This window comes from Sutterella sp. (assembly GCF_030539355.1).
GTDB lineage: Bacteria > Pseudomonadota > Gammaproteobacteria > Burkholderiales > Burkholderiaceae_F > Sutterella.
The window spans coordinates 1-22463 of sequence record NZ_JAUNSF010000044.1 but is presented as its reverse complement, the minus strand read 5'-3'; the positions used below and the strand labels follow the sequence as shown (position 1 = coordinate 22463).

The 22463-nt window shown below is 66.1% G+C and carries 23 protein-coding genes; 17 read left to right on the top strand and 6 right to left on the bottom strand.

Features of this window, described 5'->3' with window-relative positions:
* The first annotated feature begins 138 nt into the window (after nucleotides 1-138).
* From tyrS to Q4F91_RS07645, 8 genes are all read left to right on the top strand, one after another.
* Nucleotides 139-1395 (top strand): tyrosine--tRNA ligase, encoded by a 1257-nt coding sequence (gene tyrS / locus Q4F91_RS07680; protein ID WP_303336388.1) that lies wholly within the window; start codon nucleotides 139-141, stop codon nucleotides 1393-1395.
* Nucleotides 1392-1847 carry a D-aminoacyl-tRNA deacylase gene (gene dtd / locus Q4F91_RS07675; RefSeq protein WP_303336387.1) on the top strand — a complete coding sequence of 152 codons (456 nt, stop codon included), beginning with the start codon at nucleotides 1392-1394 and terminating at the stop codon, nucleotides 1845-1847. The genes tyrS and dtd overlap by 4 nt, the downstream gene beginning before the upstream one ends.
* A gap of 57 nt (nucleotides 1848-1904) precedes the next feature.
* A complete protein-coding gene (locus Q4F91_RS07670) occupies nucleotides 1905-2510 on the top strand; it encodes a YbhB/YbcL family Raf kinase inhibitor-like protein (protein ID WP_303336385.1) in 606 nt (201 codons plus the stop codon).
* A gap of 257 nt (nucleotides 2511-2767) precedes the next feature.
* Entirely contained in the window at nucleotides 2768-4033 is a 1266-nt protein-coding gene (gene glyA / locus Q4F91_RS07665; protein WP_303336383.1) for a serine hydroxymethyltransferase, read from the top strand.
* A gap of 192 nt (nucleotides 4034-4225) precedes the next feature.
* Nucleotides 4226-4741, top strand: a complete 516-nt coding sequence (nrdR, locus tag Q4F91_RS07660; RefSeq protein ID WP_303336381.1) for a transcriptional regulator NrdR — start codon at nucleotides 4226-4228, stop codon at nucleotides 4739-4741.
* A gap of 41 nt (nucleotides 4742-4782) precedes the next feature.
* On the top strand, nucleotides 4783-5904 hold the full coding sequence (gene ribD, locus Q4F91_RS07655) for a bifunctional diaminohydroxyphosphoribosylaminopyrimidine deaminase/5-amino-6-(5-phosphoribosylamino)uracil reductase RibD (RefSeq protein ID WP_303336379.1): 1122 nt from the start codon (nucleotides 4783-4785) through the stop codon (nucleotides 5902-5904).
* 6 nt (nucleotides 5905-5910) lie between these two features.
* Nucleotides 5911-6528 (top strand): riboflavin synthase, encoded by a 618-nt coding sequence (locus Q4F91_RS07650; protein ID WP_303336377.1) that lies wholly within the window; start codon nucleotides 5911-5913, stop codon nucleotides 6526-6528.
* A 218-nt stretch (nucleotides 6529-6746) separates the two neighbouring features.
* The gene (locus Q4F91_RS07645) at nucleotides 6747-7835 is read left to right on the top strand and encodes an NADH:flavin oxidoreductase/NADH oxidase (RefSeq protein ID WP_303336376.1); all 1089 of its coding nucleotides are present in this window, start codon (nucleotides 6747-6749) and stop codon (nucleotides 7833-7835) included.
* Nucleotides 7836-7914: 79 nt separating this feature from the next.
* Here Q4F91_RS07645 and Q4F91_RS07640 read toward each other — a convergent pair whose 3' ends face one another.
* The 4 genes from Q4F91_RS07640 to Q4F91_RS07625 all read right to left on the bottom strand — a co-directional run bounded on the left by Q4F91_RS07640 (nucleotide 7915) and on the right by Q4F91_RS07625 (nucleotide 12225).
* Entirely contained in the window at nucleotides 7915-9153 is a 1239-nt protein-coding gene (locus tag Q4F91_RS07640; protein WP_303336374.1) for an ABC transporter permease, read from the bottom strand.
* Nucleotides 9141-9860: an ABC transporter ATP-binding protein gene (locus Q4F91_RS07635; RefSeq protein ID WP_303336372.1), complete on the bottom strand. Its 720-nt coding sequence runs from the start codon at nucleotides 9858-9860 to the stop codon at nucleotides 9141-9143. Before Q4F91_RS07635 ends, Q4F91_RS07640 begins: the two co-directional genes overlap by 13 nt.
* Before the next feature lie 10 nt (nucleotides 9861-9870).
* Nucleotides 9871-10326 (bottom strand): hypothetical protein, encoded by a 456-nt coding sequence (locus tag Q4F91_RS07630; RefSeq protein WP_303336371.1) that lies wholly within the window; start codon nucleotides 10324-10326, stop codon nucleotides 9871-9873.
* 147 nt (nucleotides 10327-10473) lie between these two features.
* A complete protein-coding gene (locus Q4F91_RS07625) occupies nucleotides 10474-12225 on the bottom strand; it encodes an alkaline phosphatase (protein WP_303336370.1) in 1752 nt (583 codons plus the stop codon).
* A gap of 437 nt (nucleotides 12226-12662) precedes the next feature.
* Here Q4F91_RS07625 and ribH point away from each other — a divergent pair, with 437 nt between their 5' ends.
* The 8 genes from ribH (at nucleotide 12663) to Q4F91_RS07585 (ending at nucleotide 19770) form a co-directional block, all read left to right on the top strand.
* Nucleotides 12663-13163: a 6,7-dimethyl-8-ribityllumazine synthase gene (gene ribH / locus Q4F91_RS07620; RefSeq protein ID WP_303336368.1), complete on the top strand. Its 501-nt coding sequence runs from the start codon at nucleotides 12663-12665 to the stop codon at nucleotides 13161-13163.
* A 112-nt stretch (nucleotides 13164-13275) separates the two neighbouring features.
* Nucleotides 13276-13824, top strand: a complete 549-nt coding sequence (nusB, locus tag Q4F91_RS07615) for a transcription antitermination factor NusB (RefSeq protein WP_303336367.1) — start codon at nucleotides 13276-13278, stop codon at nucleotides 13822-13824.
* A 206-nt stretch (nucleotides 13825-14030) separates the two neighbouring features.
* On the top strand, nucleotides 14031-15035 hold the full coding sequence (thiL, locus tag Q4F91_RS07610) for a thiamine-phosphate kinase (protein ID WP_303336365.1): 1005 nt from the start codon (nucleotides 14031-14033) through the stop codon (nucleotides 15033-15035).
* Entirely contained in the window at nucleotides 15035-15574 is a 540-nt protein-coding gene (locus Q4F91_RS07605) for a phosphatidylglycerophosphatase A (RefSeq protein ID WP_303336363.1), read from the top strand. The genes thiL and Q4F91_RS07605 overlap by 1 nt, the downstream gene beginning before the upstream one ends.
* 18 nt (nucleotides 15575-15592) lie before the next feature.
* On the top strand, nucleotides 15593-16135 hold the full coding sequence (locus Q4F91_RS07600) for a CinA family protein (protein ID WP_303336361.1): 543 nt from the start codon (nucleotides 15593-15595) through the stop codon (nucleotides 16133-16135).
* Nucleotides 16136-16291: 156 nt separating this feature from the next.
* Nucleotides 16292-16828, top strand: coding sequence for a CinA family protein (locus Q4F91_RS07595; RefSeq protein ID WP_303336389.1), 537 nt, complete (start codon nucleotides 16292-16294; stop codon nucleotides 16826-16828).
* 60 nt (nucleotides 16829-16888) lie between these two features.
* The gene (locus tag Q4F91_RS07590; RefSeq protein ID WP_303336359.1) at nucleotides 16889-18367 is read left to right on the top strand and encodes a hemolysin family protein; all 1479 of its coding nucleotides are present in this window, start codon (nucleotides 16889-16891) and stop codon (nucleotides 18365-18367) included.
* Between the two features lie 158 nt (nucleotides 18368-18525).
* Nucleotides 18526-19770, top strand: a complete 1245-nt coding sequence (locus tag Q4F91_RS07585) for a hypothetical protein (RefSeq protein ID WP_303336357.1) — start codon at nucleotides 18526-18528, stop codon at nucleotides 19768-19770.
* 73 nt (nucleotides 19771-19843) lie between these two features.
* On the opposite strand, the gene Q4F91_RS07580 is transcribed toward Q4F91_RS07585, so the two are convergent.
* Nucleotides 19844-20455, bottom strand: a complete 612-nt coding sequence (locus tag Q4F91_RS07580) for a flavodoxin (protein WP_303336355.1) — start codon at nucleotides 20453-20455, stop codon at nucleotides 19844-19846.
* Between the two features lie 204 nt (nucleotides 20456-20659).
* Here Q4F91_RS07580 and Q4F91_RS07575 point away from each other — a divergent pair, with 204 nt between their 5' ends.
* Nucleotides 20660-21580, top strand: a complete 921-nt coding sequence (locus tag Q4F91_RS07575) for an AraC family transcriptional regulator (protein WP_303336353.1) — start codon at nucleotides 20660-20662, stop codon at nucleotides 21578-21580.
* 15 nt (nucleotides 21581-21595) lie between these two features.
* Here the strand turns inward: Q4F91_RS07575 and Q4F91_RS07570 are convergent, their stop codons facing one another.
* Nucleotides 21596-22129 carry an ATP-binding protein gene (locus Q4F91_RS07570; protein ID WP_303336351.1) on the bottom strand — a complete coding sequence of 178 codons (534 nt, stop codon included), beginning with the start codon at nucleotides 22127-22129 and terminating at the stop codon, nucleotides 21596-21598.
* Nucleotides 22130-22463 lie beyond the last annotated feature (334 nt).

Sequence of the window (22463 nt, the reverse complement as noted above, 5' to 3'; positions counted from 1 at the left end):
TGCTAAAGTAGCCGCGGACCGGAAAAGCCGCGGACGGCAGGACGGCGAATTGGCGCCGTTCCGGGTGAGGCTGCACCCGCCGCAACCGAGGCGCTTCCGCCCTAGGCAACAGCTATCAGACACCCAGATTTCGCATCGATGACTCAAGAAAACGCCGGGGACAAGACCTTCCCCGTTACGGACGACATTCGTGAAGCGATGGCGCTCATCGCCCGCGGCTCCGACACCTTCCTCATCCAGTCCGAGTTCGAGCAGAAGCTCGCCCGCTCCAAGGCGACCGGCAAGCCCCTGCGCTGCAAGCTCGGCCTCGACCCGACAGCCCCTGACATCCACATCGGCCACACGGTGGTCCTGAACAAGCTCCGCCAGCTGCAGGACCTCGGCCACACCGTGATCTTCCTCGTCGGCGACTTCACCGCAGCGATCGGCGATCCGTCGGGCCGCAACACCACCCGTCCGCCGCTCTCGCGCGAGCAGATCGAGGTGAACGCCAAGACCTACCTCGACCAGGCCGGCCACATCCTCGACCTTGAGAAGACCGAGGTCCGCTACAACTCCGAGTGGAGCAACGCCCTCGGCGCCACCGGCATGATCCAGCTCGCGAGCCGCTACACGCTCGCCCGCCTCCTCGAGCGCGACGACTTCGCCAAGCGCTTCAAGGAGGAGCACCCGATCGCCATGCACGAGCTCCTCTATCCGCTCATGCAGGGCTACGACTCGGTCGCGCTCAAGGCCGACCTCGAGCTCGGCGGCTCCGACCAGCGCTTCAACCTCCTCGTCGGCCGTGAGCTCCAGCGCCAGTACGGCGAGGAGCCGCAGTGCATCCTCACGATGCCGCTCCTCGTCGGTCTTGACGGCGTCGTCAAGATGAGCAAGAGCAAGAAGAACTACATCGGCATCACCGACGCCCCGAACGACATGTTCGGCAAGGTGATGAGCATCTCCGACGACCTGATGTGGGACTGGTACGACCTGCTCTCTCTCAAGGGCAACGACGAGATCGCGAACCTGAAGAAGCAGTGCTCCGAGGGCCGCAACCCGCGCGACGCCAAGGTCATGCTCGCCCGCGAGATCGTCGAGCGCTTCCACAGCGCCGCCGCCGCTGACGAGGCGGAGCGCGAGTTCAGCGCCCGCTTCCAGAAGGGCGCGATCCCGAGCGACATCCCCGAGGTGACGGTTCCCGCCCCGGGCGGCGAGATCGGCGTGATGGCGATGCTCAAGGCCGCGGGCCTCGTGCCCTCGAACGCCGAGGCCGGCCGCAACATCGACCAGGGCGGCGTGCGCATCAACGGCGAGCAGATCTCCGACCGGCAGCTCCGCATCAAGGCGGGCGAGCCGCTCATCGTCCAGGTGGGCAAGCGCCGCTGGGCGCGCATCACCGTGGTCGCGGCATGATCGTTCTGCTGCAGCGCGTGCGTGAGGCACGCGTCGACCGCCGCGGCGAGGCCGGGGCCCCGGACGAGCTTCTCGGGGCCGTCGGCCCCGGGTTCCTCGCGCTCGTCTGCGCGGAGCCGGCCGACACCGCGGAGACGGTGGCGAAGGCGGCGAGAAAGACCGCCCGCCTGCGCGTCTTCGAGGACGAGGCGGGCCGCATGAACCGCTCGGTCCTCGACACGGGCGGCTCGGTGCTCGCCGTCTCCCAGTTCACGCTCGCCGCGGACTGCCTCTCCGGCAACCGCCCGAGCTTCTCGAACGGGGCGGCGCCTGACGTGGCCAGCCGCCTCTACGAGGACTACGTCAAGGCCCTGCGGGCCGAGGGCGTCCCGGTCGAGACCGGGTCATTCGGCGCCCACATGCTTGTGAGCCTCGTCAATGACGGCCCTGCCACCTTTTGGCTGAGGTTCTGAGGCCCGACTTCGTGCTACGGTTCGAGGACGTGTTTTTCTTTTCCCTGGAGGAACCCCATGGAAATCAGTTCAAGGACCTTCTACGAAGGCGAGATGATCCCCGAGCGCTGCGCCTACGGCCGCATCGGCGCGGGCGGCAAGACCGTCGGCTCGGACAACCGCAACCCGCACCTCGCCTGGAGCGACGTGCCCGAGGGCACGAAGTCGCTCGTCCTCTGCTGCATCGACGACGACGTGCCGACGAACCTCGAGGAGCGTGACGCCACCGGGGAACTCCCCGCCTCGCAGCCCCGCCGCCGCTTCATCCACTGGGTGCAGGCGAACGTTAGCCCGGAGGTGACCGAGGTGGCCGAGGGCGCGCTCGAGCACGGGAAGAAGACCCCCGCGGCGCTCGGCCGCGCCGGCGTCAACGACTACAGCCGCGGCGAGAAGGTGAAGCCGGGCGAGGTCGGCACCGGCTACGACGGCCCCTGCCCGCCCTTCTTCGATGCGCGCCGCCACTACTACCGCTTCCAGGTGATCGCGCTCGACATACCCCAGATTCCTGATCTGCCTAAGGCATTCACCTGGAATGATGTCGATCAGGCCATGAAGGGACATGTTCTGGGCACCGCCGAACTCGTCGGCCGATATACACTGAACCCGCGTCTGCGCGGAGCCTGATCCGGCACCCCGGATCGTCCTGCCGCTCACTGGACCTCCCTGTGAGCGGCTTCCGGCGCAGTTTTTGCTAGTCAAAAGGAGAAGGGCCTCATCGATTCCGAGGCCCTTCGCCTGTCAGAACCGTCTCTTGAGAACCCGACCCGGCAGCCGGGACCTTCGGCAAGGAGCGAGCTGTTTAAAACTCCCCTGCCGCCGCTCCTTTTCAGATTCCGTGCCCGGAGAGGGAAATTCATCGAACCCGAGGAGAAACATTCCAAATGTTCAATACCAACGAGTGCCCCGCCAAGCTTGATCCCGATGTCTGGCAGTGGATTGACGCGGAGAACAAGCGTCAGGAACAGAACATCGAGCTCATCGCGAGCGAGAACTACGCCTCGCCCGCCGTCATGGCCGCTCAGGGCAGCTGCCTGACGAACAAGTACGCCGAGGGCTATCCCGGCAAGCGCTACTACGGCGGCTGCGAGTTCGTCGACGAGATCGAGCGTCTCGCGATCGAACGCGCGAAGAAGCTCTTCTGCGAGCCCGCCGGCGTCGAGATGGCCGTCAACGTGCAGCCGCACTCGGGCGCCCAGGCCAACTCCGCCGTCTTCCTCGCGGTGCTCAATCCCGGCGACACCTTCATGGGCCTTTCGCTCGCCGAGGGCGGCCACCTCTCGCACGGCATGCACCTCAACTTCTCGGGCAAGTACTTCAACTGCGTCCCGTACGGCCTTGATGACAAGGAGGAGATCGACTACGCCGCGGTCGAGCGCCTCGCCAACGAATGCAAGCCGAAGCTCATCATCGCAGGCGCCTCGGCCTACTCGAAGCGAATCGACTTCAAGCGCTTCGCCGAGATCGCGCACTCCGTGGGCGCTCTGCTGATGGTCGACATGGCCCACTACGCGGGCCTCGTCGCCGCGGGCGTCTACCCGACCCCGTTCGGCCACGCCGACATCGTCACGACCACGACGCACAAGACGCTGCGCGGCCCGCGCGGCGGCCTCATCTTCGTGCGCCCCGACCTTGAGAAGAAGATCAACTCCGCGGTCTTCCCGGGCATGCAGGGCGGCCCGCTCGAGCACATCGTTGCCGCGAAGGCCGTTGCGCTCGGCGAGGCTCTGAAGCCCGAGTTCAAGGAGTACCAGAAGCAGGTCATCCGCAATGCCGAGGTCATGGCCGAGCAGCTCATGGCCCGCGGGCTCCGCATCGTCTCGGGCGGCACCGAGAGCCACGTCATGCTCGTGGACCTCAGGCCCCTCAAGATCACCGGCAAGCTCGCCGAGACCGTGCTCCACTCGGTGGGCATCACGGTCAACAAGAACGCGATCCCGAACGACCCGGAGAAGCCCTTCGTCACGTCCGGCATCCGCCTCGGCTCGCCCGCAATGACGACCCGCGGCTTCGGCGAGGAAGAGGCGCGCCTCACGGCGAACCTCATCGTCGACGTGCTTGAGGCCCCCGAGGACCAGGCCGTCCTCGACCGCGTGAGCGCCGAGGTCGCCAAGCTCACGACCGCCTTCCCGGTCTACGGCGCGAAGTAATTTCCGGATTTTCCTGAAAACTTTTCGCTTCTGAACTCCCCGTTCCTTCCCGTGAGGACCGGGGAGTTTCATTTTCTGAAAAAGGCTGTAAACCGGATCAACACAATATGTTGCGGATAATTCGCTGAAAAGACTGCAGATTGTGTAAACTTGAGACTACAGAAAAAGATTCGTCTCAAGGAGCGCATATTTATGCATTGTCCTTTTTGTCAGTGTCCGCAGACGAGTGTCGTGGATTCCCGCACGCCGGATCCCGGCACGGTGATTCGCCGGCGCCGTGAGTGCCCGCAATGCGGCAAGCGCTTCACGACGTTCGAGCGCATTTCCTACCTCATGCCCTGGATTGTGAAAAGGGGCGGGCTGCGCGTTGAATATGACAGACGGAAACTGCGCGCCTCGATGGAGCTCGCGCTCAGAAAACGTCCTATCTCGTCGGAGAGGATCGACGCCGCGGTCGACGCGATCGAGCAGCGCCTGATGCTCTCGGGCGACCGCGAGGTGCGCTCGAAGGTGATCGGCGACTACGTGCTCGAGGAACTGCGCGCGATGGACATCATCGGCTGGATCCGCTTCGCCTCCGTCTACCTCAACATCGACGACCCGAAGAGCTTCACGCTGATGATCGAGGAAGCAATCCGGCAGCAGCAGTCCGAGACAGGCGAGGAGGGCGGCGGCCGCCGCCGCGGCCGCTCGGGCTCGTCGAGGTGAGCCGACTTCCGTAACGAACAACTCTTCCCGAGGAGAGACGCATGCAGGAATCCGAGGAAAAACTGCTCCGGGGCGTTGACGAGGCCTGGATGGACCTCGCGCTCGACGAGGCCAGAAAGGCATTGCTGATTTCGCCTCCGAATCCGTCGGTGGGCGCGGTGATCGTGAAGGACGGGCGCCTGATCGGCTCCGGGCACACGCAGAAAACGGGCGGCCCGCACGCCGAGGTGATGGCGCTGCGCGACGCCTTTGAGCGCGGCGAGTCGGTCGAGGGCGCGACGGTCTACGTGACGCTCGAGCCCTGCTCGCACTACGGCAGGACCCCGCCCTGCGCGCTCGCGCTCATCAACGCGCGCGTGAAGCGCGTGGTCGCCGCCACGGGCGACCCGAACCCGCAGGTGCACGGCAGGGGTCTCAGGATGCTCGCCGAGGCGGGCATTGAGGTGGCGCTCGGCGTCAGGGACGCCGAGGCCCGCGAGGTGAACGCGAGCTTCATGAAACGCATGACGCAGCGGATGCCCTGGGTGCGCGTGAAGACCGCGGTGACGCTCGACGGCCGAACTGCATTGTCTGACGGGCGCTCGCAGTGGATCACGGGCGCGGAGGCCCGCGCCGACGTGCAGCGCTGGCGCGCCCGCGCGGGCGCGGTTCTCACCGGCGCCGGAACGGTCGCCGCGGACGATCCGCAGATGAACGCGAGGCTCGAGGGTCTGGAACGGCAGCCGCTGCGCGTCGTGGTGGATCCGCGGCTCGAGACCCGGCCGGACGCGAAAATCCTGCACTCGCCCGGCGGAAAGGTACTTTTTGTTGCGGTTCAGGACGCCCCGGCGCGCCGTGAGGCACTTGAAGCCGCCGGCGGAGAGGTTATCCTTATGCCCGATCCCGTCAGGCCCGGCCGCGTCGATCTTGCGGGGCTCCTCGCCGAGCTCGCCGCAAGGGAAGTGAACGAGGTGCACGTCGAGGCCGGTCCCCGGCTCTCGGGCGCCTTCCTCGACGCCGGGCTCGCTGACGAGCTCCTGGTTTTCATGGCGCCGTGCCTCTTCGGCCCGGGGCTGCCGCTCGCGAACGTCACGCCGCCCGAGAGTCCGGGCGCGGCGCCGCGGTGGCGCATTCATTCCGTCGCACCCGTCGGGGGCGACATCCGAATTCTTCTGAGGAGATAAGACAAGATGTTTACCGGCATTGTTCAGGCCATCGGCAAGGTTCGCGAGCCCGAGAAGCTCGGCAACGGCGTGCGGCTCACGATTCTTGCGCCCGATCTCGGGCTCGACGAGGTCCGGGTGGGCGACTCGATCGCCGTGAACGGCGCCTGCATGACGGTCGTCGAAGTGAGTGACCGCGAGTTCAAGATCGACGTCTCCGCCGAGAGCCTCGCGACGACCACGGGCCTCGACACCTTCGGCGAGGTGAACCTCGAGAAGGCGATGAGGCTCTCGGACCGCATCGACGGCCACATCGTGAGCGGCCACGTCGACGGCGTGGGCCAGGTCGAGTCGATGGAGCAGGTCGCCGAGTCCTGGAGGCTCGTCGTGCGCGTTCCGCGCAAGCTCTCGCCCTACGTCGCCTACAAGGGTTCGATCACGATCAACGGCGTCTCGCTCACGATCAACAAGGTCGAGGACACGGCGCTCGACACGCTCGTCTCGATCAACCTGATCCCGCATACCGTCGAGGTCACGACCTTGAAGCACCTCAAGCCGCAGACCTACGTTAACGTCGAGATCGACACGATCGCCCGTTACATTGAGCGTATGCTTTCGCTCAAGGACGAAGACGCGCTCTTCTAAGTCGAGAGCACTTCCCCTGAGGCCCTGAGCCCGAAGGGGATCCGCGTCAGGCGCGCCCCGAGACAGCCGATTCAAGCCCGGCCGGTCTCGACGGGCGCGTTTCTCTTTTGGGAGCCTGGGGCTCCCTCAGGAGAAGCTGCCTTCGCCCGGACGAAACAGAGAATGACCTTGTTCCCGCGCCCCCTCGGAGCGGGAGGAAAAAAGAGAGAGAAAGAACAATGGAAACGATGCTTTTCTCGCCGATCAAAATCGGCCCGATGACGGTGGCGAACCGCATCGCCGTGCCGCCGATGGACATGTACAGCGCGAGGAGCGGCGTGGCGCAGCCCTTCCACTTCATGCACTATGGCTCCTTGGCCGCCTCCGGCGCCGGCCTCATCTGCATCGAGACCACCGCCGTGACGCCCGAGGGCCGCATCTCGGACGCGGACCTCGGCCTCTGGTCGGACGAGTGCGAGAAGGGTCTGAAGAACCTCGTCGCCTTCATGCGCGAGATCCAGCCCGGTGTGAAGATCATCATTCAGTTGAATCACGCCGGCCGCAAGGCGAGCATTCCCCCGGCCTGGAAGGGCACCGGCACGATCGAGCCCGCCGACGGCGGGTGGCTGCCGCGCGCGCCCTCCGCGATCGCCTTCGGCGAAGGGTTCATGAAGCCCCGCGCGCTCGAGACCCGCGAGTGCGAGGAGATCATCGCCGCCTTCGGCGAGGCCGCGGCGCGTGCCGTTCGCGCCGGTGTGGACGGCATTGAGATCCACATGGCGCACGGGTACCTCATTCACCAGTTCCTCTCGCCCCTCTCCAACCACCGCATCGACGCCTACGGCGGCGCGCTCGAGCACCGCATGCGCTTCGCGCATGACGTGATGAACGCCGTGAAGACCGCGGTGCCCGAGAACACTGCGGTGGGCATCCGCGTCTCCGCCACGGACTGGGAGCATGACGGCTGGACGCTCGAGGAGACGCTCGAGCTCGTCAAGGTCGCGAAGGCCCAGGGCATGCACTTCGTCGATGTCTCCACGGGCGGCAACACCCCGTCTGCGGACATCCCCGTCGGCCCGGGCTACCAGGTGCCGTTCGCGCGCCGCGTGCGCGAGGAGAGCGGGCTGCCTGTCTTCGCCGTCGGACTCATCACCGAGGCCTGGCAGGCCGAGACGATCCTGCGCGACGGCGCCGCCGACATCATCGACATCGGCCGCGAGATGCTCGCCGACCCGCGCTGGGGCTGGAACGCCGCCCGTGCGCTTGGCGTCAAGAAGGTCGAGGGCGTCTCGATCCCGGTGCAGTGGGAGCGCGGTCTGAAGATCTGACGATCCTCATGCTCTCATGACGCAGAGGCCCGGAACCTGTTCATTCAGGCCCGGGCCTTCGTGTCTGAGCGCTTCGTGATCAATGCATCTTCGCGCGCCCCGCGAGCCAGGCCGGGATCAGTGCGCAGACCGCTCCGGAGCCGAGCGTCATGAGGGCGAGCTTCGCCTCCGCAAGCGAGAGCAGCGGCGCCATGGCGATGCCGGTCTCGGCCTCAAGCACGGTGCCGCAGAGCGAGGCAAACAGCCAGCCCAGGGCTATGCCTCCCGCGGTGCCCGCCACGGCCACCGTCATGACGATGAGCCAGAGCAATGTCCCGACGTAGACGCGCGGCGCGCCCAGCACGCGGAGCTCAAGGAGCGTGGGGAGCCTGAGTCTTCCGAGAAGCACGCCCGTGATGAGGGTCGCGGCGAGCGCGATCGCCACCGTGAGCGCGGTGATGAAGGAGAGCGCTTTGGCAGCGCCGCCCATGGCGGCGTAGAGCTCGACCAAAACCTCGCCCGAGAAGACGCCCATCAGATTCACCTGGGTGCCGTCGGGCGAATTCACGGACTTCTTCGAGAAGACCTGTCTGAGCCTGTAGGCATCGGCCACCGTGACCGGTTTCACCACGACCGCGGACATGCCGGGAAGCTTTGAGAGATCCTCGTGCATCCATTCCTCGAGCGGTTCGGTTGCATGGTCATGCTCTTCATGTTCCTCATGGGCGTCCGCGCCGTGCATCGACCAGATCCGTTCGATGGGGACGAGCACCGCGCGGTCCCAGGGCGTTCCGGAGGCGGGCATCACACCGACGACCGTGAAGCGCGACTCCGCGTGCGCGTGCCCCGCGCCGTGGGCGCGCCCGTGCATGGGGAGGAATGTGTCGCCTACCTTGAGTCCGCTCGCGGCGCCCGCTACGGCTTCGTTCGGAGCCTCGAAGACGCGGCCCTCGGAGAGGGGCGCCGCACCTCCGAAGGTGACGAGCGCCCGGGTGGTGCCGACAAGAGCCGCGCGGCCCACGCGGTCGCCGAAGGCGACGGGAGCGGCCCAGCGCACGCCCTTGGCGCCGATGAGGGAATTCATCGCCTCGGCGGGAACGAGCCCGAGCGGCTCGTCGCGCAGGTACACGGTGCCGAGCAGAAGCGACGTGGCGCTTCCCTTCGCGCCGACGAGAAGGTCAAAGCGGTCCGCGGCGGCGGCCGACGACGAGCGGAGCATGCGCTCCGTGAGGCCCGCCGAGACGGCAAGCGCGAGCGAGAGCGCAAGGACGAGCGCCATGCCGAGCAGCACGCCCGCGGAGCGCCGGAGCTCGCTCTTCAAGAGCATCAGCACATGCATAAATACCTCCCCGACGCGCGCTTCGTCTGCGTCCTTTCGTCAATGAGGCGGCTGGCGACGAGCTCGACCGTCCGCGAGAAGCGCGCGAGCACCCGCTCGTCGTGCGAGACGAGGATCAGCGTGGCGCCGAGTTCGTCGGCCGCGGAGAGGAGGGCGTCGGTGACGGCGTCGGCGCGCCTCGCGTCGAGGCTCGCAGTGGGCTCGTCGGCGAGGATCACCTTCGGGCGCGCGAGGAGCACGCGGGCGAGCGCGGTGCGCTGCATCTCGCCCCTCGAGAGGCGCCCCGCGCGCGTCGAGTGCCGCACGCCGTGCTGCTTGAGGAGCTTCCTCGCCTCCTCGCGGTCCTCCGCGCGTATGGCGCGGGTGAAGGTGATCGGGAGCAGCACGTTCTCCTCGGCGGTCAAGTCCTCGAAGAGCCGGAAGTCCTGAAAGAGAAAGCCGCAGTTCGCGCCGCGCCAGCGGTCGCGCTCGGCCTCGGGCAATTGGGAAAGGTTCGTCTCTCCCCAGCGCACGCAGCCGGAGGTGGTGACGAGGATGCCGGAGAGGAGCTTCAGAAAGGTGCTCTTTCCCGCGCCGGAGGCACCGCGCACGCCGAGCCGCGCGCCGGCGGGAAGGTGAAAGTTCTCGGCGGAGAAGATGACGCGGCGCTCCTCGCCGTCGGCGACCGCGAGCTCGGCCGCGTCGATCGAGAGGTCGAAGGGTTCCATAGGAGCTTCCTCAGACCGGCTCGAACCTGGCCGCGACGATGCGCACGAGGCTCACGAACCCCGTCTCCTCGTCGGTGCGGCTGCCGAGCTCGAGCGTTCCGGAGACGGCGATCAGGCGGTTGCTCTGCACGAACTCCTGCTTCTCGTCGAGGTACACCACGATGATGCTGTCGGGCCAGTCCTCGTCGGTGTTGCAGAAGGGGCAGAGGCTCACGGGTTCCCTGGTGAGGACGAGGAAGTGCGCGTCGGCCTTGAGCGGCGGCGCCATGAAGCCGAGGATCGTGACAGGCTTTTGATCAAGGCTTTTGAGTTTCTCGGAGAACTTGAGGCCGAGCACCGAGACGCCCGCGTACATCTCGTCAAAGGCGAGGTTGGGCGCGGGGGCGGCAAGGGCGCCGCGGACTCCGAGCGCCACCGGCGCGAGCGCGCAGAGTGCCGCCGAGCGAAGAAACTGTCTGCGTTGCATGAGGCAGGTCTTTTAAAAACGAATACGACGGAAGGCGAAGGTCCGGACTGCCGGGCGCTTCGCCTTCAGATGCTGTGCGGTCCGGGACTCGGGGACGCGCCGAAAGACTCACGGCGGCGCGCCCCCGTTTCCAGGAGATCCGTTTGCTCAGTGGCCGAGAGCGAGCGCCTCGGCTATCACGCGGAAGACCTCGGTCGAGTTCATGAAGCCGTGGATTTCCTCGGAGCGCGGGCCGCGGGCGGTGACGACGAGGTCATCGACCGTGTGCACGCCCTGGCTCTCGTTCCTCGGCAGGTTGCCCTCGACGAAGTGACCGCCCTCGACGTCCTTGTACTGGGCGTCAGCGACGTACTCACCCTTCTCGTTCTTCACGGCAGGGTTGAAGGTCTTGTCCTTGTAGGGACGGTAGGTCTCGTAGTAGTCCGGGTGGGCGCCGAAGAAGACCGCGAGGCGCTTCGAGGGAGCGAAGTCGTCCGGGAAGCCGTCGCCGTCCTTGTCCTCGTAGTTGGGGTAGCCGGCGCCGGCGTAGACGCCGACCTTGTCGCGCATGTCGTTGCCGGGCTTGTTGTCATCGACCGTGCCCGCGACCGAGATCGAGTGCGTGTGGTCGCCCGTGACGATGAGAAGCGTGTCGGGATGCTCGTCGCAGTACTTCTGGGCCTTCTCAACCACCTTGTCGAAGGCGATCGCCTCGCCCACCGAGCGCGTCCAGTCGAGCGGGTGCGAGAACTTGTCGACGAGGCCCGCTTCGAGCATCAGGAAGAAGCCGTTCTTGTTCTGCTCGAGCACCTTGACGGCGGCGTCAAAGCTCTCCGTGAGGTCGGGCTGGTTCGGGAACTTCTTCACGGTGTTGCCCTTCCACTGGTGGCGGTCGATCCAGCCGTCCATGTTGCCGGTGTGGAAGAGACCGAGGAGCTTCGAGGGAGCCTTGCCCTTGACGGCGTCATTGAGCTCGGTGCGGTCGCTCACGAACTTGTAGCCGTCGCCCGTGAACATCTCGAGGTAGTTCGTGCCGTCCTTGCGCTTGGAGCCGGGCGTGCCCTGCGGGAGGAAGTAGGCCGAGCCGCCGCCGAGGATCACATCCGGGCGGACATCCCAGAACATGCCGACGATGTCGGCCTTGTCGGCGCGGCGGCGGGTGTGGGAGACGACCGAGGCGGGCGTCGCGTCCTCGATCTCGGCGTCGGAGACGACGCCGATCGCCTTGCCGGTCTTGCGGCGCAGGAGCTCGGCGATCGTTTCCTGACGGGGATCGTCCTGGCTCGCCTTCGTGCGGTCGGCGTAGACGCCGAGGGCATTGACGGAGGACTTGTGGCCGGTCATGTAGGCCGAGGCGGTGTTCGCGCTGTCGGCGGTGATGGTGTCAACCGAGCTCGTGCCGAGGAGCGCCATGTGCGGCATGTTGTCCATGGCGAGCGGCGCACGGTACATGCCGTTCGTCACACCCTTCGAGAGGATGCGGGCGGCGGTGCGGTGACCGACCGAGAGACCGTCGGCAAGCAGGATGATCACGCTCTTGGCGACGGGCTTCTCGGGCGTCGTGTAGATGTCCCAGTTGGCGCGCATCTCGCCCTCGGGGCTCTTCACCGTCACGGTGTACTTGCCGGGCTTCCTGATCTCGACGTCGCGGACGATGATCGCGGAGCCCTCGGCGTCCATTTCCTGGGCGATGTAGATCTCGTCGCCCTGCAGCACCTTCTTGTAGTCGGCGCCGTTGATCTCGACCTTGATGTCCTTGCGGTCGGCGACCTTGTCGAGCTCGATCTTGAAGTCAAAGCGCGAGTTCGTCATGAAGCGCGCATGGTCGACCGGGTAGATCTGGGCGGCATTGGCCGTGCCGGCCGAGAGGATGGCGAGCATCGCCGCGGCGGCGGCCGATGAAATGAGAGTCTTCTTCACTTTTGAGTATCCCTGTGATGGGTTTCGGACAGTTGGACGGGGCGCGAAGCTTGAGATCGGGCAGGGCTCGGATATGGCTCGGAATCGGCCCGGATGCATCAGGAGCGGCTTCGCGCCCGAGGAGAAACTGCGGGGGAGTCTATGAAGCGGGTGTTTCGGTTCATTGACGGCGTCGTGAAGGTTTTGTGAAAAGGAAGGGAGGGCGGTCACGGTTTTGTCATCAGCCGGCGGAGGCCGTCCCGGAGCCCGTCGGGACAGGTCGGAATGCACGCCGCGGGCGCTCAGAATCAGCGTGCCTGCGGTAAAATGAACGGTTCGAGGAGCCGCACCGGCTAAGTTCACGGCGCGGCTCAGAACAGAACGTCTTTCATAACGACGCCTCCCCGGGAGAAGTCCCGCGGGGTGCGCAGCCAAAGCTCATCCCAGAGGAGAATCAAATGGCAGTTGACATCATCCCGACTTCGCTTGACGGCACCGATCTTCGCATCGGCATCGTGGTCTCGCGCTTCAATGAATACGCCGGACGCGGCCTGTACGAAGCCTGCATGGATGAACTGCGCAAGCTCGGCGTGGTCGACGAGGATGTGACGAAGGTCTCCGTCCCCGGCGCGCTCGAAATCCCGTTCGCGCTGCAGAAGCTCGCCACGACCGAGGAATACGATGCGCTGATCGCGCTCGGCGCCGTCATCCGCGGCGAGACGTATCACTTCGAGCTCGTCTCGAACGAGGCCGGCGCCGGCATCTCGCGCGTCGCGCTCGACTTCGACATCCCCATCGCCAACGGCGTGCTCACGACCAACACCGACGAGCAGTGCCAGGAGCGCCTCAACATCAAGGGCCGCGACTGCGCGCAGTGCGCCGTTGAGATGGCCAACCTCGCCAAGGAGTTCGTCACCGCCGACGACTTCGAGTCCGACGACGAGGACGAGGAAATCTGATTCAGGGCCTCCGCCCTGACTTCATGAGGAAAGCCGCGTTAAAATCCGCGGCTTTTCTTCGAAGGGCCCCCGGGCCCGAAAGACCGCTTCTTCCTGAGTGAGACCGACCAACATGACCGAAGCCCGCAAGTCCAGCCGTCAGATGCATACGCCGCGCCGCCTCGCGCGCGTCTTTGCCCTTCTCGGCGTCTACGAATGGATCGCCGATCCTGAGCGTGAGGACGAGAAGAACAAGAGCATCAACGAGATCATCGCGACGAGGACTGCCGGCCTGGTGGAGCTGCTCGGCGAGGACGGCGCCGCCGTCGAGGGCATCGACGTGACGCCCGAGGACTTCGAGCACTGCGACCGCGAGCTTCTCGACCTCCTCTACACGGGCGTGCTCCGCGAGCACGAGGCCGTCGAGGAGACGTTCCGCGAGTTCGTGGACCGCGACTTGAAGCGCGTCTCGCTCGTCGAGCGCGCGATCCTCTTCCTCGGCACGTTCGAGCTCATGCGCTGCCCGCAGACGCCCTACCGCGTCGCGATCAACGAGGCGATCGAGCTCGCCAAGCGCTTCGGCAGCGGCTACCGCTTCACGAACGCCGTCCTCGAGGGCGTCGCGAAGAAGGTCCGCTCCGAGGAGTTCGCCGCGGATCACACCGAGGGCGCCAAGGCGTAAAAGGATTCATCCGCGCTGTCTCAGGGGCCCCGCGCCCGGACGGCATACCGATGAGACGGGAGAAGGCTGTTCGTCGTTCGACGGGCGGCCTTTTCGCACAGTTTGAGCCGGTGAAATTCGATTACGATAACCCGGCAGGAAAGCCGCCCGGGACTCCTCTGAGGGAGCCTGAGGAGGCGGTTCAAGTTGTTGGAGGCTAGTGAGAAATGCCGCAGGCAGGTGAATTTCAGATCATTGAGAAATTCTTCACGTATCAGACCTTCGGCGCCTGGAAGAGCCAGGGCGTCGGGGACGACTGCGCGATCATTGACACGGGCGCGGGACGGCTTGCCGTCACCTGCGACATGATGGCGATGGGCACGCACTTCCTGCCTGACGCGGATCCGGAGAACGTGGGCTACAAGGCGCTCGCGGTGAATCTCTCGGACCTCGCCGCGGCCGGAGCGATCCCGCGCGCCTTCTTTCTCTCGATCGGACTGCCGCGCCGCGATGACGGGTGGCTCGCCGACTTCTCGCGCGGCCTGATGGGGCTCGCCCGCGAGTCGGGCTGCGCTCTGCTCGGCGGCGACACGACCCGGACCCCCGAGGTGAACGGCCGCCACGCCCCGGTGACGATCAGCATCACCGCGATGGGCGACCTCCCCGCGGGCATGGGCCTCACGCGCGCCGGCGCGAAGCCGGGCGACGAGATCTGGGTCTCGGGCACCGTGGGCGACGCGTACGCCGCGCTCAAGTGCCGCTGGGGCGAGTGGACCGTGATGCCGGACCTCGAGCCCGCGCTCTTCGCGCGCATGGACCGCCCGACCCCGCGCGTGGCGCTCGGCCAGGCGATCATCGGCGCGGCCTCGGCCTGCGCCGACATCTCGGATGGCCTTCTCGCCGACCTCGGACACATCCTTGAGCGGAGCGGCGTTTCGGCCGAGATCGACTGGGAGCGCCTCCCCATCTCGACCGCCTTGAAGTCGATGACGATCCCGCGCCAGCACGAGGCCGCGCTCACGGGCGGCGACGACTACGAACTCATCTTCACCGCGCCCGTCTCGGCGCGCGACCGCATCTACGAGGCCGCGCTCAGGACGGGCACCCCGGTCACCTGCATCGGGCGCGTGGTGCCGCGCACCTCGCGCGCCGTGACCGTCCGCGCCGGCGACGGCATGCTCGTTGAACTCACCAAGGTCGGCTTCGACCACTTTGACCACGAGGAAGGCTGATGCTCGAGAAATACTCCCCGGGCAGTCCCGCGAACCGCGTGCGGCTCACGCCGCGCTTCGCCTTCACGTCCCCCGCGCACTTCATCGCGACGTTCGCGGGCGTCGGACTCATCCGCCCGGCCCCGGGCACCTGGGGCACGCTCGCGGGCGTGCTCCTTTTCGGCTTCCTCTCGCCCTGGGTGAGCTTCGAAGCGTGGATCGCGGCCACGGTCGTGCTCTTCCTCGCCGGCTGCTGGGCCTGCGAGAAGTCCGGCCGCGACATCGGCATCTGCGATCACGGCGGCTTTGTCGTCGACGAGGTGGCCGCCGTCTGGGCGCTCTGCCTCGCGCTGCCCTCGGGCTGGGCCTGGTGGGCCGCGGCCTTCGTCGCCTTCCGCCTCTTTGACATCGTGAAGATCTGGCCGGGCTCGTGGATCGACAAGAACCTCAAGACCGGCTTCGGCGTGATGCTCGACGATCTTTTTGCCGCGCTCTTCGCCTGGGCCGCGATCGAGCTCGTGCTCGCCGCCTACTATGGCGTCCTGCGCTTCCTCGCCTGACGTCTCCCGGAGAACCCCATGACCATGCTGCGCAAACAGGCCGAGCTCGCGGCCGAGATCCTCGGCGCGAAGGCGCTCGAGAGCAAGAGCCTCATCGCCACCGCGGAGAGTCTCACGGGCGGCCTCGTGAGCGAACTCATCACGGGCGTCGCCGGCTCCTCGGCCTGGTTCGACCGCGGCTTCGTCACCTACCAGTCGAAGGCGAAGGTTGAGATGATCGACGTCCCCGAGGAGATGATCCTCGAGCACGGCGTCGTCTCCGAGCCCGTCGCCGAGGCGATGGCCCGCGGGGCGATCGGCACCTCGGACGCGAACCTCGCCGTCGCCCTCACGGGCGTCGCGGGCCCCTCGGGCGGGACGCCTGAGACCCCCGTCGGCACCGTCTGCATCGGCTGGGCCGAGAAGACGCCCGAGGGCGACATCGTCACGTGCGTGCGCACGATCCACGCGCCGGGCGACCGCCAGGCCGTGCGACTCTCGGCCGCGATCACGGCGCTCCAGGGCCTCATCGCGCTCCTCTCGGGCACCGACCCGCAGCGCATGCCCTGCGAGTGGGACTGACCGGCCCCATAGAAAACCCAACGGAAGAGAAGAAACATGAGCAAAGGCATTTCCCGTCGTCAGTTCCTCGGCACCGTCGTCGCCGGCTCCGTCGCGGCCGTGGCCGCGCCCTTCGCGCAGGCCGCGGCCCGCCCGACGACCCCTCCGGAGATTTCCATGCTGCGCAGACAGGCCGAGCACGCGGCCGGGATCCTCGGCGCGAAGGCGCTTGAGAGCAAGAGCCTCATCGCCACCGCGGAGAGCCTCACGGGCGGACTCGTGAGCGAACTCATCACGGGCGTGGCCGGCTCGTCGGCCTGGTTCGACCGCGGCTTCGTCACCTACCAGTCGAAGGCGAAGGTCGAGATGATCGACGTTCCCGAGAAGATGATCCTCGAGCACGGCGTCGTCTCCGAGCCCGTCGCCGAGGCGATGGCCCGCGGAGCGATCAGCAACTCGGACGCGAACCTCGCCGTCGCCCTCACGGGCCTGGCGGGCCCCTCGGGCGGGACCCCGGAGAAGCCCGTCGGCACCGTCTGCATCGGCTGGGCCAGGAAGACGCCCGAGGGCGGCATCGTCACGAGCGTGCGCACGATCCACGCGCCGGGCGACCGCGCCGCCGTGCGGCTCGAGGCGGCGATCACCGCGCTCCAGGGCCTCATCGCGCTCCTCTCGGGCACCGACCCGCGGCGCATGCCCTGCGAGTGGGACTGACCGGCCCGCCCGAAGACCCCCTAGAACCGACACCACCAGAATCACCCCTCCGAACCAGCCATGTCGAGCTCAATAGACGTACTGCTTCTTCTCATACTGATCCTTCTGAACGGCGTCTTCGCCATGAGCGAGATCTCGCTCGTCGCGAGCCGCCGCGCGCGTCTGCAGCTCCTCGCCGAGGAGAAGACGACGGGCGCGAACCGTGCCCAGGAGCTCAACGCCGATCCGACCCGCGCGCTCTCGACCATCCAGGTGGGCATCACCTCGATCGGCATTCTCTCGGGCATCGTCGGCGAGTCCGCGCTCGCGAAGCCCATGGCCGAGGTCCTCATGGGCTTCGGCGTGAGCGAGGAGACCGCGCACGTGATCGGCGTGGTGCTCGTCGTCGTGCTCATCACGTACTTCTCGATCGTGCTCGGCGAGCTCGTGCCGAAGCGCATCGGACAGATGTCGCCCGAGCGCATCGCCTGCCGCATCGCGCCCCCGATCCATCTGCTCAGCGTGATCGCCGCTCCGTTCGTCAAGCTCCTCTCGGTCTCGACCACCATGCTCCTCGCGCGTCTCGGCATCAAGGACACGGGTGAGGCGACCGTCACCGAGGAGGAGATCCACGCGATGATCGAGGAGGGCCAGGAGTCGGGTGTGATCGAGGAGGTCGAGCGCGACATGGTTCGCAATGTCTTCCGCCTCGACGACCGCCAGGTGGCCTCGCTCATGACGCCGCGCGCCGACATCAGCTGGATCAACCTCGAGGACAGCGCCGAGGAGAACATCGAGCTCATCCGCCGCTCGCGCCGCTCCCGCATGCCCGTCTGCGAGGGCAGCCTCGACAACGTGAAGGGCGTGTGCTCGACGAGGACGCTCCTGCAGCAGATCCTCGAAACCGGCAAGGCCGACTTCTCGAGCCATCTCGCCAAGGTGAACTACGTTCCCGAGTCGCTCACCGGCATGGAGCTCCTCGAGCACTTCCGCCGCACGGACGTGCCGATGGCGCTCGTCGTCGACGAGTACGGTGAGGTGGTGGGCCTCGTCACGCCGCGCGACGTGCTCGAGGCGATCGCGGGCGAGTTCAAGCCCGAGCGCCCGGACGACTCCTGGGCGAGCCGCCGCGAGGATGGCTCGTGGCTGCTCGACGGCATCATCCCGGTACCGGAACTGAAGGACGTGCTCGATCTGAAGAACGTCCCCGAGGAGGACGAGGGCCGCTACAGCACGCTCGCCGGCATGATGATGCTTCTTCTCTGCCGGCTGCCGCGCGAGGGCGACGTCGCCGAATGGGGCGGCTGGCGCTTCGAGATCGTCGACATGGACGGCAGGCGCGTCGACAAGGTGATCGCGAGCTCGATCGCGCATCGCAGGGAGCGCGCGAAGGCCGCCGACGGAGTTGTCCCCAGTGCATCCGCGGAAAAAGCCCCGGCAGGGCGCGAACCCAGTGCCGGCGCGGGTTCCGGGACTTCAAAGCCTGTGGATAACCCTGTGGACGGCGCAGATCGGGCCTCCGGCGCCCCTGTGGATAACTCGAAGGGCGGGGCCGCCTGAGCGACTCGCGGGAGATACGGGGGAGTCGTAAACAGAGACACCTGCTGACGGATGACTCGCGTCTGCATGTGGAATTTGTTACGCTTCCACCTTTCGTCAAAAAAGATCGCGGCGGCCCTGAATGATGAGGTGCGCACGCGACGGATGTGGAGGATGGCGTGGCGCTGTCAAAGAAGGGTTGGATTTCCGCCGGCGTCGGCGCGGTCGTGGTGCTCGCCGCCGCGGGCTACGGGCTTGTGACTTATGAGGGCCGGCTCTGGGATCAGACGGTCTCGCAGATCATTGCCGAGAGGCCGGGCGGGGCGACGCTCGCCTACGTGGAGAGCGGGCGCACCTGGCGCACGCGCGACTTCCGGGTAACGGCCGAGGGACCGAACGGCGTGATCGCCGCCTGGACGGGCCATGCGGCCATGGGCTGGGGCACGCGCACGCGCTTGAAGCTCGACCAGGAGGTCGGCTTCGGGCAGCTCTTCAACGCGCCCGGCGACGGCGAGGACATCACCGAGGAGCTGATCCTCGACGTCACGCCGACGGGCAAGCCCAGGCCCGTGCGCTGGCGTCTCGGCTCCATGACGGTCGTGGAGCGGGATGCGAATCTCGTCTGCAGCCTCGAGCCGATGGAGCTCACCATCCACCTCGAGGAGAAGGGCAACTGGGGCAAGGTCGATCTGAAGGGCCTCGCCTGCACGGACCTTCAGAAGAAGCCGCTCCTCACCGCACAGAAACTCTCGGCGAAGCTCGTCTATCCCGCCGACCGCCCGCTCGCGGCCTTCGAGATGAAGACCGGTCCCTTCGCGATGGAGGACCTCGAGGGCGAGGGTTTCAGCCTCACTCTCTCGACCGAGCCGATGGCGGCGAAGAAGAGCGAAAAGGCTGAGAGCGATCCGAAGGCTCCGGTCTGGGAGGAGCGTCTCTCGGTCGCGATCGTGAAGCCGAAGGCCGAGGGCGAGAATCCCGACCGCGTGAGCGCGGATCTGCGTCTCACCGGCATGTCGGACGCCTTCATGAAGGAGATGGTGGAGGTCTCGAACAGGTTCGCGAGCGACCTCGCGGCGCCGGCGCGCTTCTTCGAGCTCTGGTATGAGGGCTACGTCAACCGCGAGCTCGCGCTCGTGCTCGACAGCATGAAGTACGTGAAGGGCCGCCAGACCGCGACCCTCACGGGACGGTTCGAGGCCACGGTCGACGAGAAGAGCGTCGCGCACTTCGGCAGCTTCGACCTCTCGATCCCCGAGAGCTTCATTCCGCGCGAGACCATCGCCGAGCCGATGCTGAACGGCGAGGTGAAGCTCATCTCCGGCGTCTACCAGTCGCACATCGACATCAATCAGCAGGGCATCTTCATGAACGGGCAGTTCGTGAGCAACCCCGGGTTCCTGCTGCTTCTGCTGCCGGCGCGGTGAGCGCGGACGACGCCTGAAAGCGTGTTTTTTCGAGGAGGGGCTTCTTTGCGGAGCCCCTTCTTCATTTCCAGCCTCAGAAGCCGAGGCTCTTCACCCACGAGGTGATCCTCGCCTCGGACGCGTCCACCTGACGGCCCGTGATGGCGAGGGGCTCGAGGAACTCGGCGCCCTTCACAACGCGGCGCAGCGTCCTGTCGGAGCTGCCCAGCCCACTGCCGGCATGCGTGGTGAAGTGCGCGACCTTCTTGCCCGACAGATCCACCTTGTCGAGGAAGGTGCGCATCGCCATCGGCATCTCCGACCACCAGATCGGGTGTCCGATGAAGACGGTGTCGTACTTCGACATGTCCGGGATCGGCGTCGAGAGCTCGGGACGGGCGTTCGCGTTCAGCTCCTCCTGAGCCACCTCGGTCATCTCGCGGTAGTTGACCGGATAGGCCTTCACGGTGTCGATGCGCAGGAGCTCACCGCCCGTCACCTTCGCGATGACGCGGGCCATGCGTTCCGTATGACCGACATCGAGAAGCTCCGCGCCGCCCGGCGCGTACTCCTCGCCGCGACGCGAATAGATGACGATGAGGACGCGCTTCGGATTGTCCGCTGCGCTCACGGAGCCCGCTGTAAATGTAACGCCGGCCGCGGTGGCGGCTGCCGCCGCATGACGAAGGAGTGTTCTGCGCTGCATGATGATCTTCCTGAGAAATCAGGGAACCCCTGAGGAAATTTCACTGTGGCAATCATCCTCCAGCGCCGGAAACAGTGATTATCAAAACAGCCCTTGTTTTTGCCTTTTTCGCTCACTTTGAACGAATCGAAACACATTCCTCCGGCACGGGCGGTTATCCTCTTTCTCAACAGAAAAGGAACTTCCGGACCGGAGGGCAGGACCATGGACAGAGTCGCAGAACGGATTGAGGCGCTTCAGAACGAGGTGAAGCAGCGCCTCACGCACGCGGGGTCGCTCAAGATCCAGGTGAGCGGCCTCAAGCTCATGCGCCGCGAGGTGAGCAACCGCATGGACGACTGCGTGTCCACCTGCGCCGTCGGTCTCATCGTCGCCGGCCGCAAGGAGGCCAACATGCTCGGCACGCGCCTCTCCTACGGCGCGGGCTCCTGCATCGTGACGAGCGTCGAGCTCCCCGATTCCTTCGAGGCGGTGGGCGCCACCCACGAGACGCCCTTTCTCGGCATGGTGCTCGACATTGAGGAGGAGGTCATGACCGCGGTGCTCGCGCGCCTCCGTGACCGTCCCCAGCCCGCGTTCGCGCGCGGCGAGATGCAGGGCTCGAAGGCCGTGGCGGTGTTCGATGCCACCGAGGAGATCCTCGACGCCTTCCTGAGGCTCATCCGTCTCTCCGACGAGGGCGAGAACGCCACGTTCCTCGCGCCTCTCGTGAAGGAGGAGCTCTACTACCGTCTTCTCACGAGCCCGGCCGCCGGCGCCTTCCGCTCGCTCTTCAACAGCGGGGCCGCGGAGAACCGCATCCGCGAGGCCGCGGCCTGGATGCGCGCCAACTACCGCAGGGACTTCGACATCGCCGAGGCGGCGAGCCGCATCGGCATGAGCCCCGCGACCTTCTACCGTCGCTTCCGCGAAGTGCTTGACGCGAGCCCGCGCCAGTACGTGAAGACGCTGCGCCTCTACGAGGCGAGGCGCCTGATGATGGACGAGGGCAAGGACGCGGCGAGCGCCGCCTTCGAGGTGGGCTACGAGAGTGCCGCGTACTTCTCGCGCGAATACAAGCGCACCTTCGGCATGCCGCCCAAGCAGCACATCGAGGCGTGCCGCGCGGCGCAGCAGGCGGCCTGAGGATGCTGGAGGCGATCAGTCGGCATAGAAGCGCAGATCCCGTCCGGAATTGAAGAACGGGGCTTCGTAGCGGTTGAAGAGCTTGAACATCGCCTCCTTGTCGGTTCCGATGAAGACGAAGCTGACGTTCTGCATCAACTGGATGTAGGCGCGCAGCGGCTTGTCTACGCCGGGCATGTTCTTCACCATCTCCGGGAACTCGTCGAAGATGACGATGGGGCGCACGGTTTCTCCAGCGCGCTCAAGCAGCCTGAGCGCGTCCTCAATCGTCCTCGGCGGCTGCATGTGACATCTGACGGGGAGAAGCGGAAGGATCTGTCGTGCAAAGTCCGCCTCCGAGAAGATCGTCTCGCAGGGGATGCACACAAAGGGTCGCCCTGTTTTTTTCGCGGCCATGATGCAGATCGTCGTCTTTCCGGAATGCCTCGGCCCCCTCAGGATCAGGTTGACCGCCGAATCCAGAGTGTGCAGGACGTTGATGAAGTCGTCCTCTCTGCCGACGGGGATCTCCGGCTCCGTGAGTCTGACGGTCTCGGATTTGTCTTTCACTGGGCTTCTCCTCAGAGCGGGAGGGATTCAGAACCGGAGGCGGCGGTGCCAGCGGCAACGTGTGTTCGAGAGGCGAGCATACAACCGGGAATCCCTGCATGTCCCGTAGTGACTTGAAAAAATCACCATGCAGATTCTCACTGCGAAGATCTTCGTAGTAATTGAGCCTCTTTCACTGCGAAAACTTTCGCAGTGCATAGAAGTTCAGGTGTTCAGGGCTTATCTGTAACGAGACACTGAATTAATAAATCTTGCACAAACAGTCTCTTCCGAATCAAAATATCCGAATCGGCCGGAAACAAAATGCGCTTCCTTCTCTGAGCGGAATCTTCAG

Excerpts from the sequence above, each read along its gene's own strand:
- tyrS (WP_303336388.1), top strand. The coding sequence starts at position 139 with ATGACTCAAGAAAACGCCGGGGACAAGACCTTCCCCGTTACGGACGAC.
- dtd (WP_303336387.1), top strand. The coding sequence starts at position 1,392 with ATGATCGTTCTGCTGCAGCGCGTGCGTGAGGCACGCGTCGACCGCCGC.
- Q4F91_RS07670 (WP_303336385.1), top strand. The coding sequence starts at position 1,905 with ATGGAAATCAGTTCAAGGACCTTCTACGAAGGCGAGATGATCCCCGAG.
- glyA (WP_303336383.1), top strand. The coding sequence starts at position 2,768 with ATGTTCAATACCAACGAGTGCCCCGCCAAGCTTGATCCCGATGTCTGG.
- nrdR (WP_303336381.1), top strand. The coding sequence starts at position 4,226 with ATGCATTGTCCTTTTTGTCAGTGTCCGCAGACGAGTGTCGTGGATTCC.
- ribD (WP_303336379.1), top strand. The coding sequence starts at position 4,783 with ATGCAGGAATCCGAGGAAAAACTGCTCCGGGGCGTTGACGAGGCCTGG.
- Q4F91_RS07650 (WP_303336377.1), top strand. The coding sequence starts at position 5,911 with ATGTTTACCGGCATTGTTCAGGCCATCGGCAAGGTTCGCGAGCCCGAG.
- Q4F91_RS07645 (WP_303336376.1), top strand. The coding sequence starts at position 6,747 with ATGGAAACGATGCTTTTCTCGCCGATCAAAATCGGCCCGATGACGGTG.
- Q4F91_RS07640 (WP_303336374.1), bottom strand. The coding sequence starts at position 9,153 with ATGCATGTGCTGATGCTCTTGAAGAGCGAGCTCCGGCGCTCCGCGGGC.
- Q4F91_RS07635 (WP_303336372.1), bottom strand. The coding sequence starts at position 9,860 with ATGGAACCCTTCGACCTCTCGATCGACGCGGCCGAGCTCGCGGTCGCC.
- Q4F91_RS07630 (WP_303336371.1), bottom strand. The coding sequence starts at position 10,326 with ATGCAACGCAGACAGTTTCTTCGCTCGGCGGCACTCTGCGCGCTCGCG.
- ribH (WP_303336368.1), top strand. The coding sequence starts at position 12,663 with ATGGCAGTTGACATCATCCCGACTTCGCTTGACGGCACCGATCTTCGC.
- nusB (WP_303336367.1), top strand. The coding sequence starts at position 13,276 with ATGACCGAAGCCCGCAAGTCCAGCCGTCAGATGCATACGCCGCGCCGC.
- thiL (WP_303336365.1), top strand. The coding sequence starts at position 14,031 with ATGCCGCAGGCAGGTGAATTTCAGATCATTGAGAAATTCTTCACGTAT.
- Q4F91_RS07605 (WP_303336363.1), top strand. The coding sequence starts at position 15,035 with ATGCTCGAGAAATACTCCCCGGGCAGTCCCGCGAACCGCGTGCGGCTC.
- Q4F91_RS07600 (WP_303336361.1), top strand. The coding sequence starts at position 15,593 with ATGACCATGCTGCGCAAACAGGCCGAGCTCGCGGCCGAGATCCTCGGC.
- Q4F91_RS07595 (WP_303336389.1), top strand. The coding sequence starts at position 16,292 with ATGCTGCGCAGACAGGCCGAGCACGCGGCCGGGATCCTCGGCGCGAAG.
- Q4F91_RS07590 (WP_303336359.1), top strand. The coding sequence starts at position 16,889 with ATGTCGAGCTCAATAGACGTACTGCTTCTTCTCATACTGATCCTTCTG.
- Q4F91_RS07580 (WP_303336355.1), bottom strand. The coding sequence starts at position 20,455 with ATGCAGCGCAGAACACTCCTTCGTCATGCGGCGGCAGCCGCCACCGCG.
- Q4F91_RS07575 (WP_303336353.1), top strand. The coding sequence starts at position 20,660 with ATGGACAGAGTCGCAGAACGGATTGAGGCGCTTCAGAACGAGGTGAAG.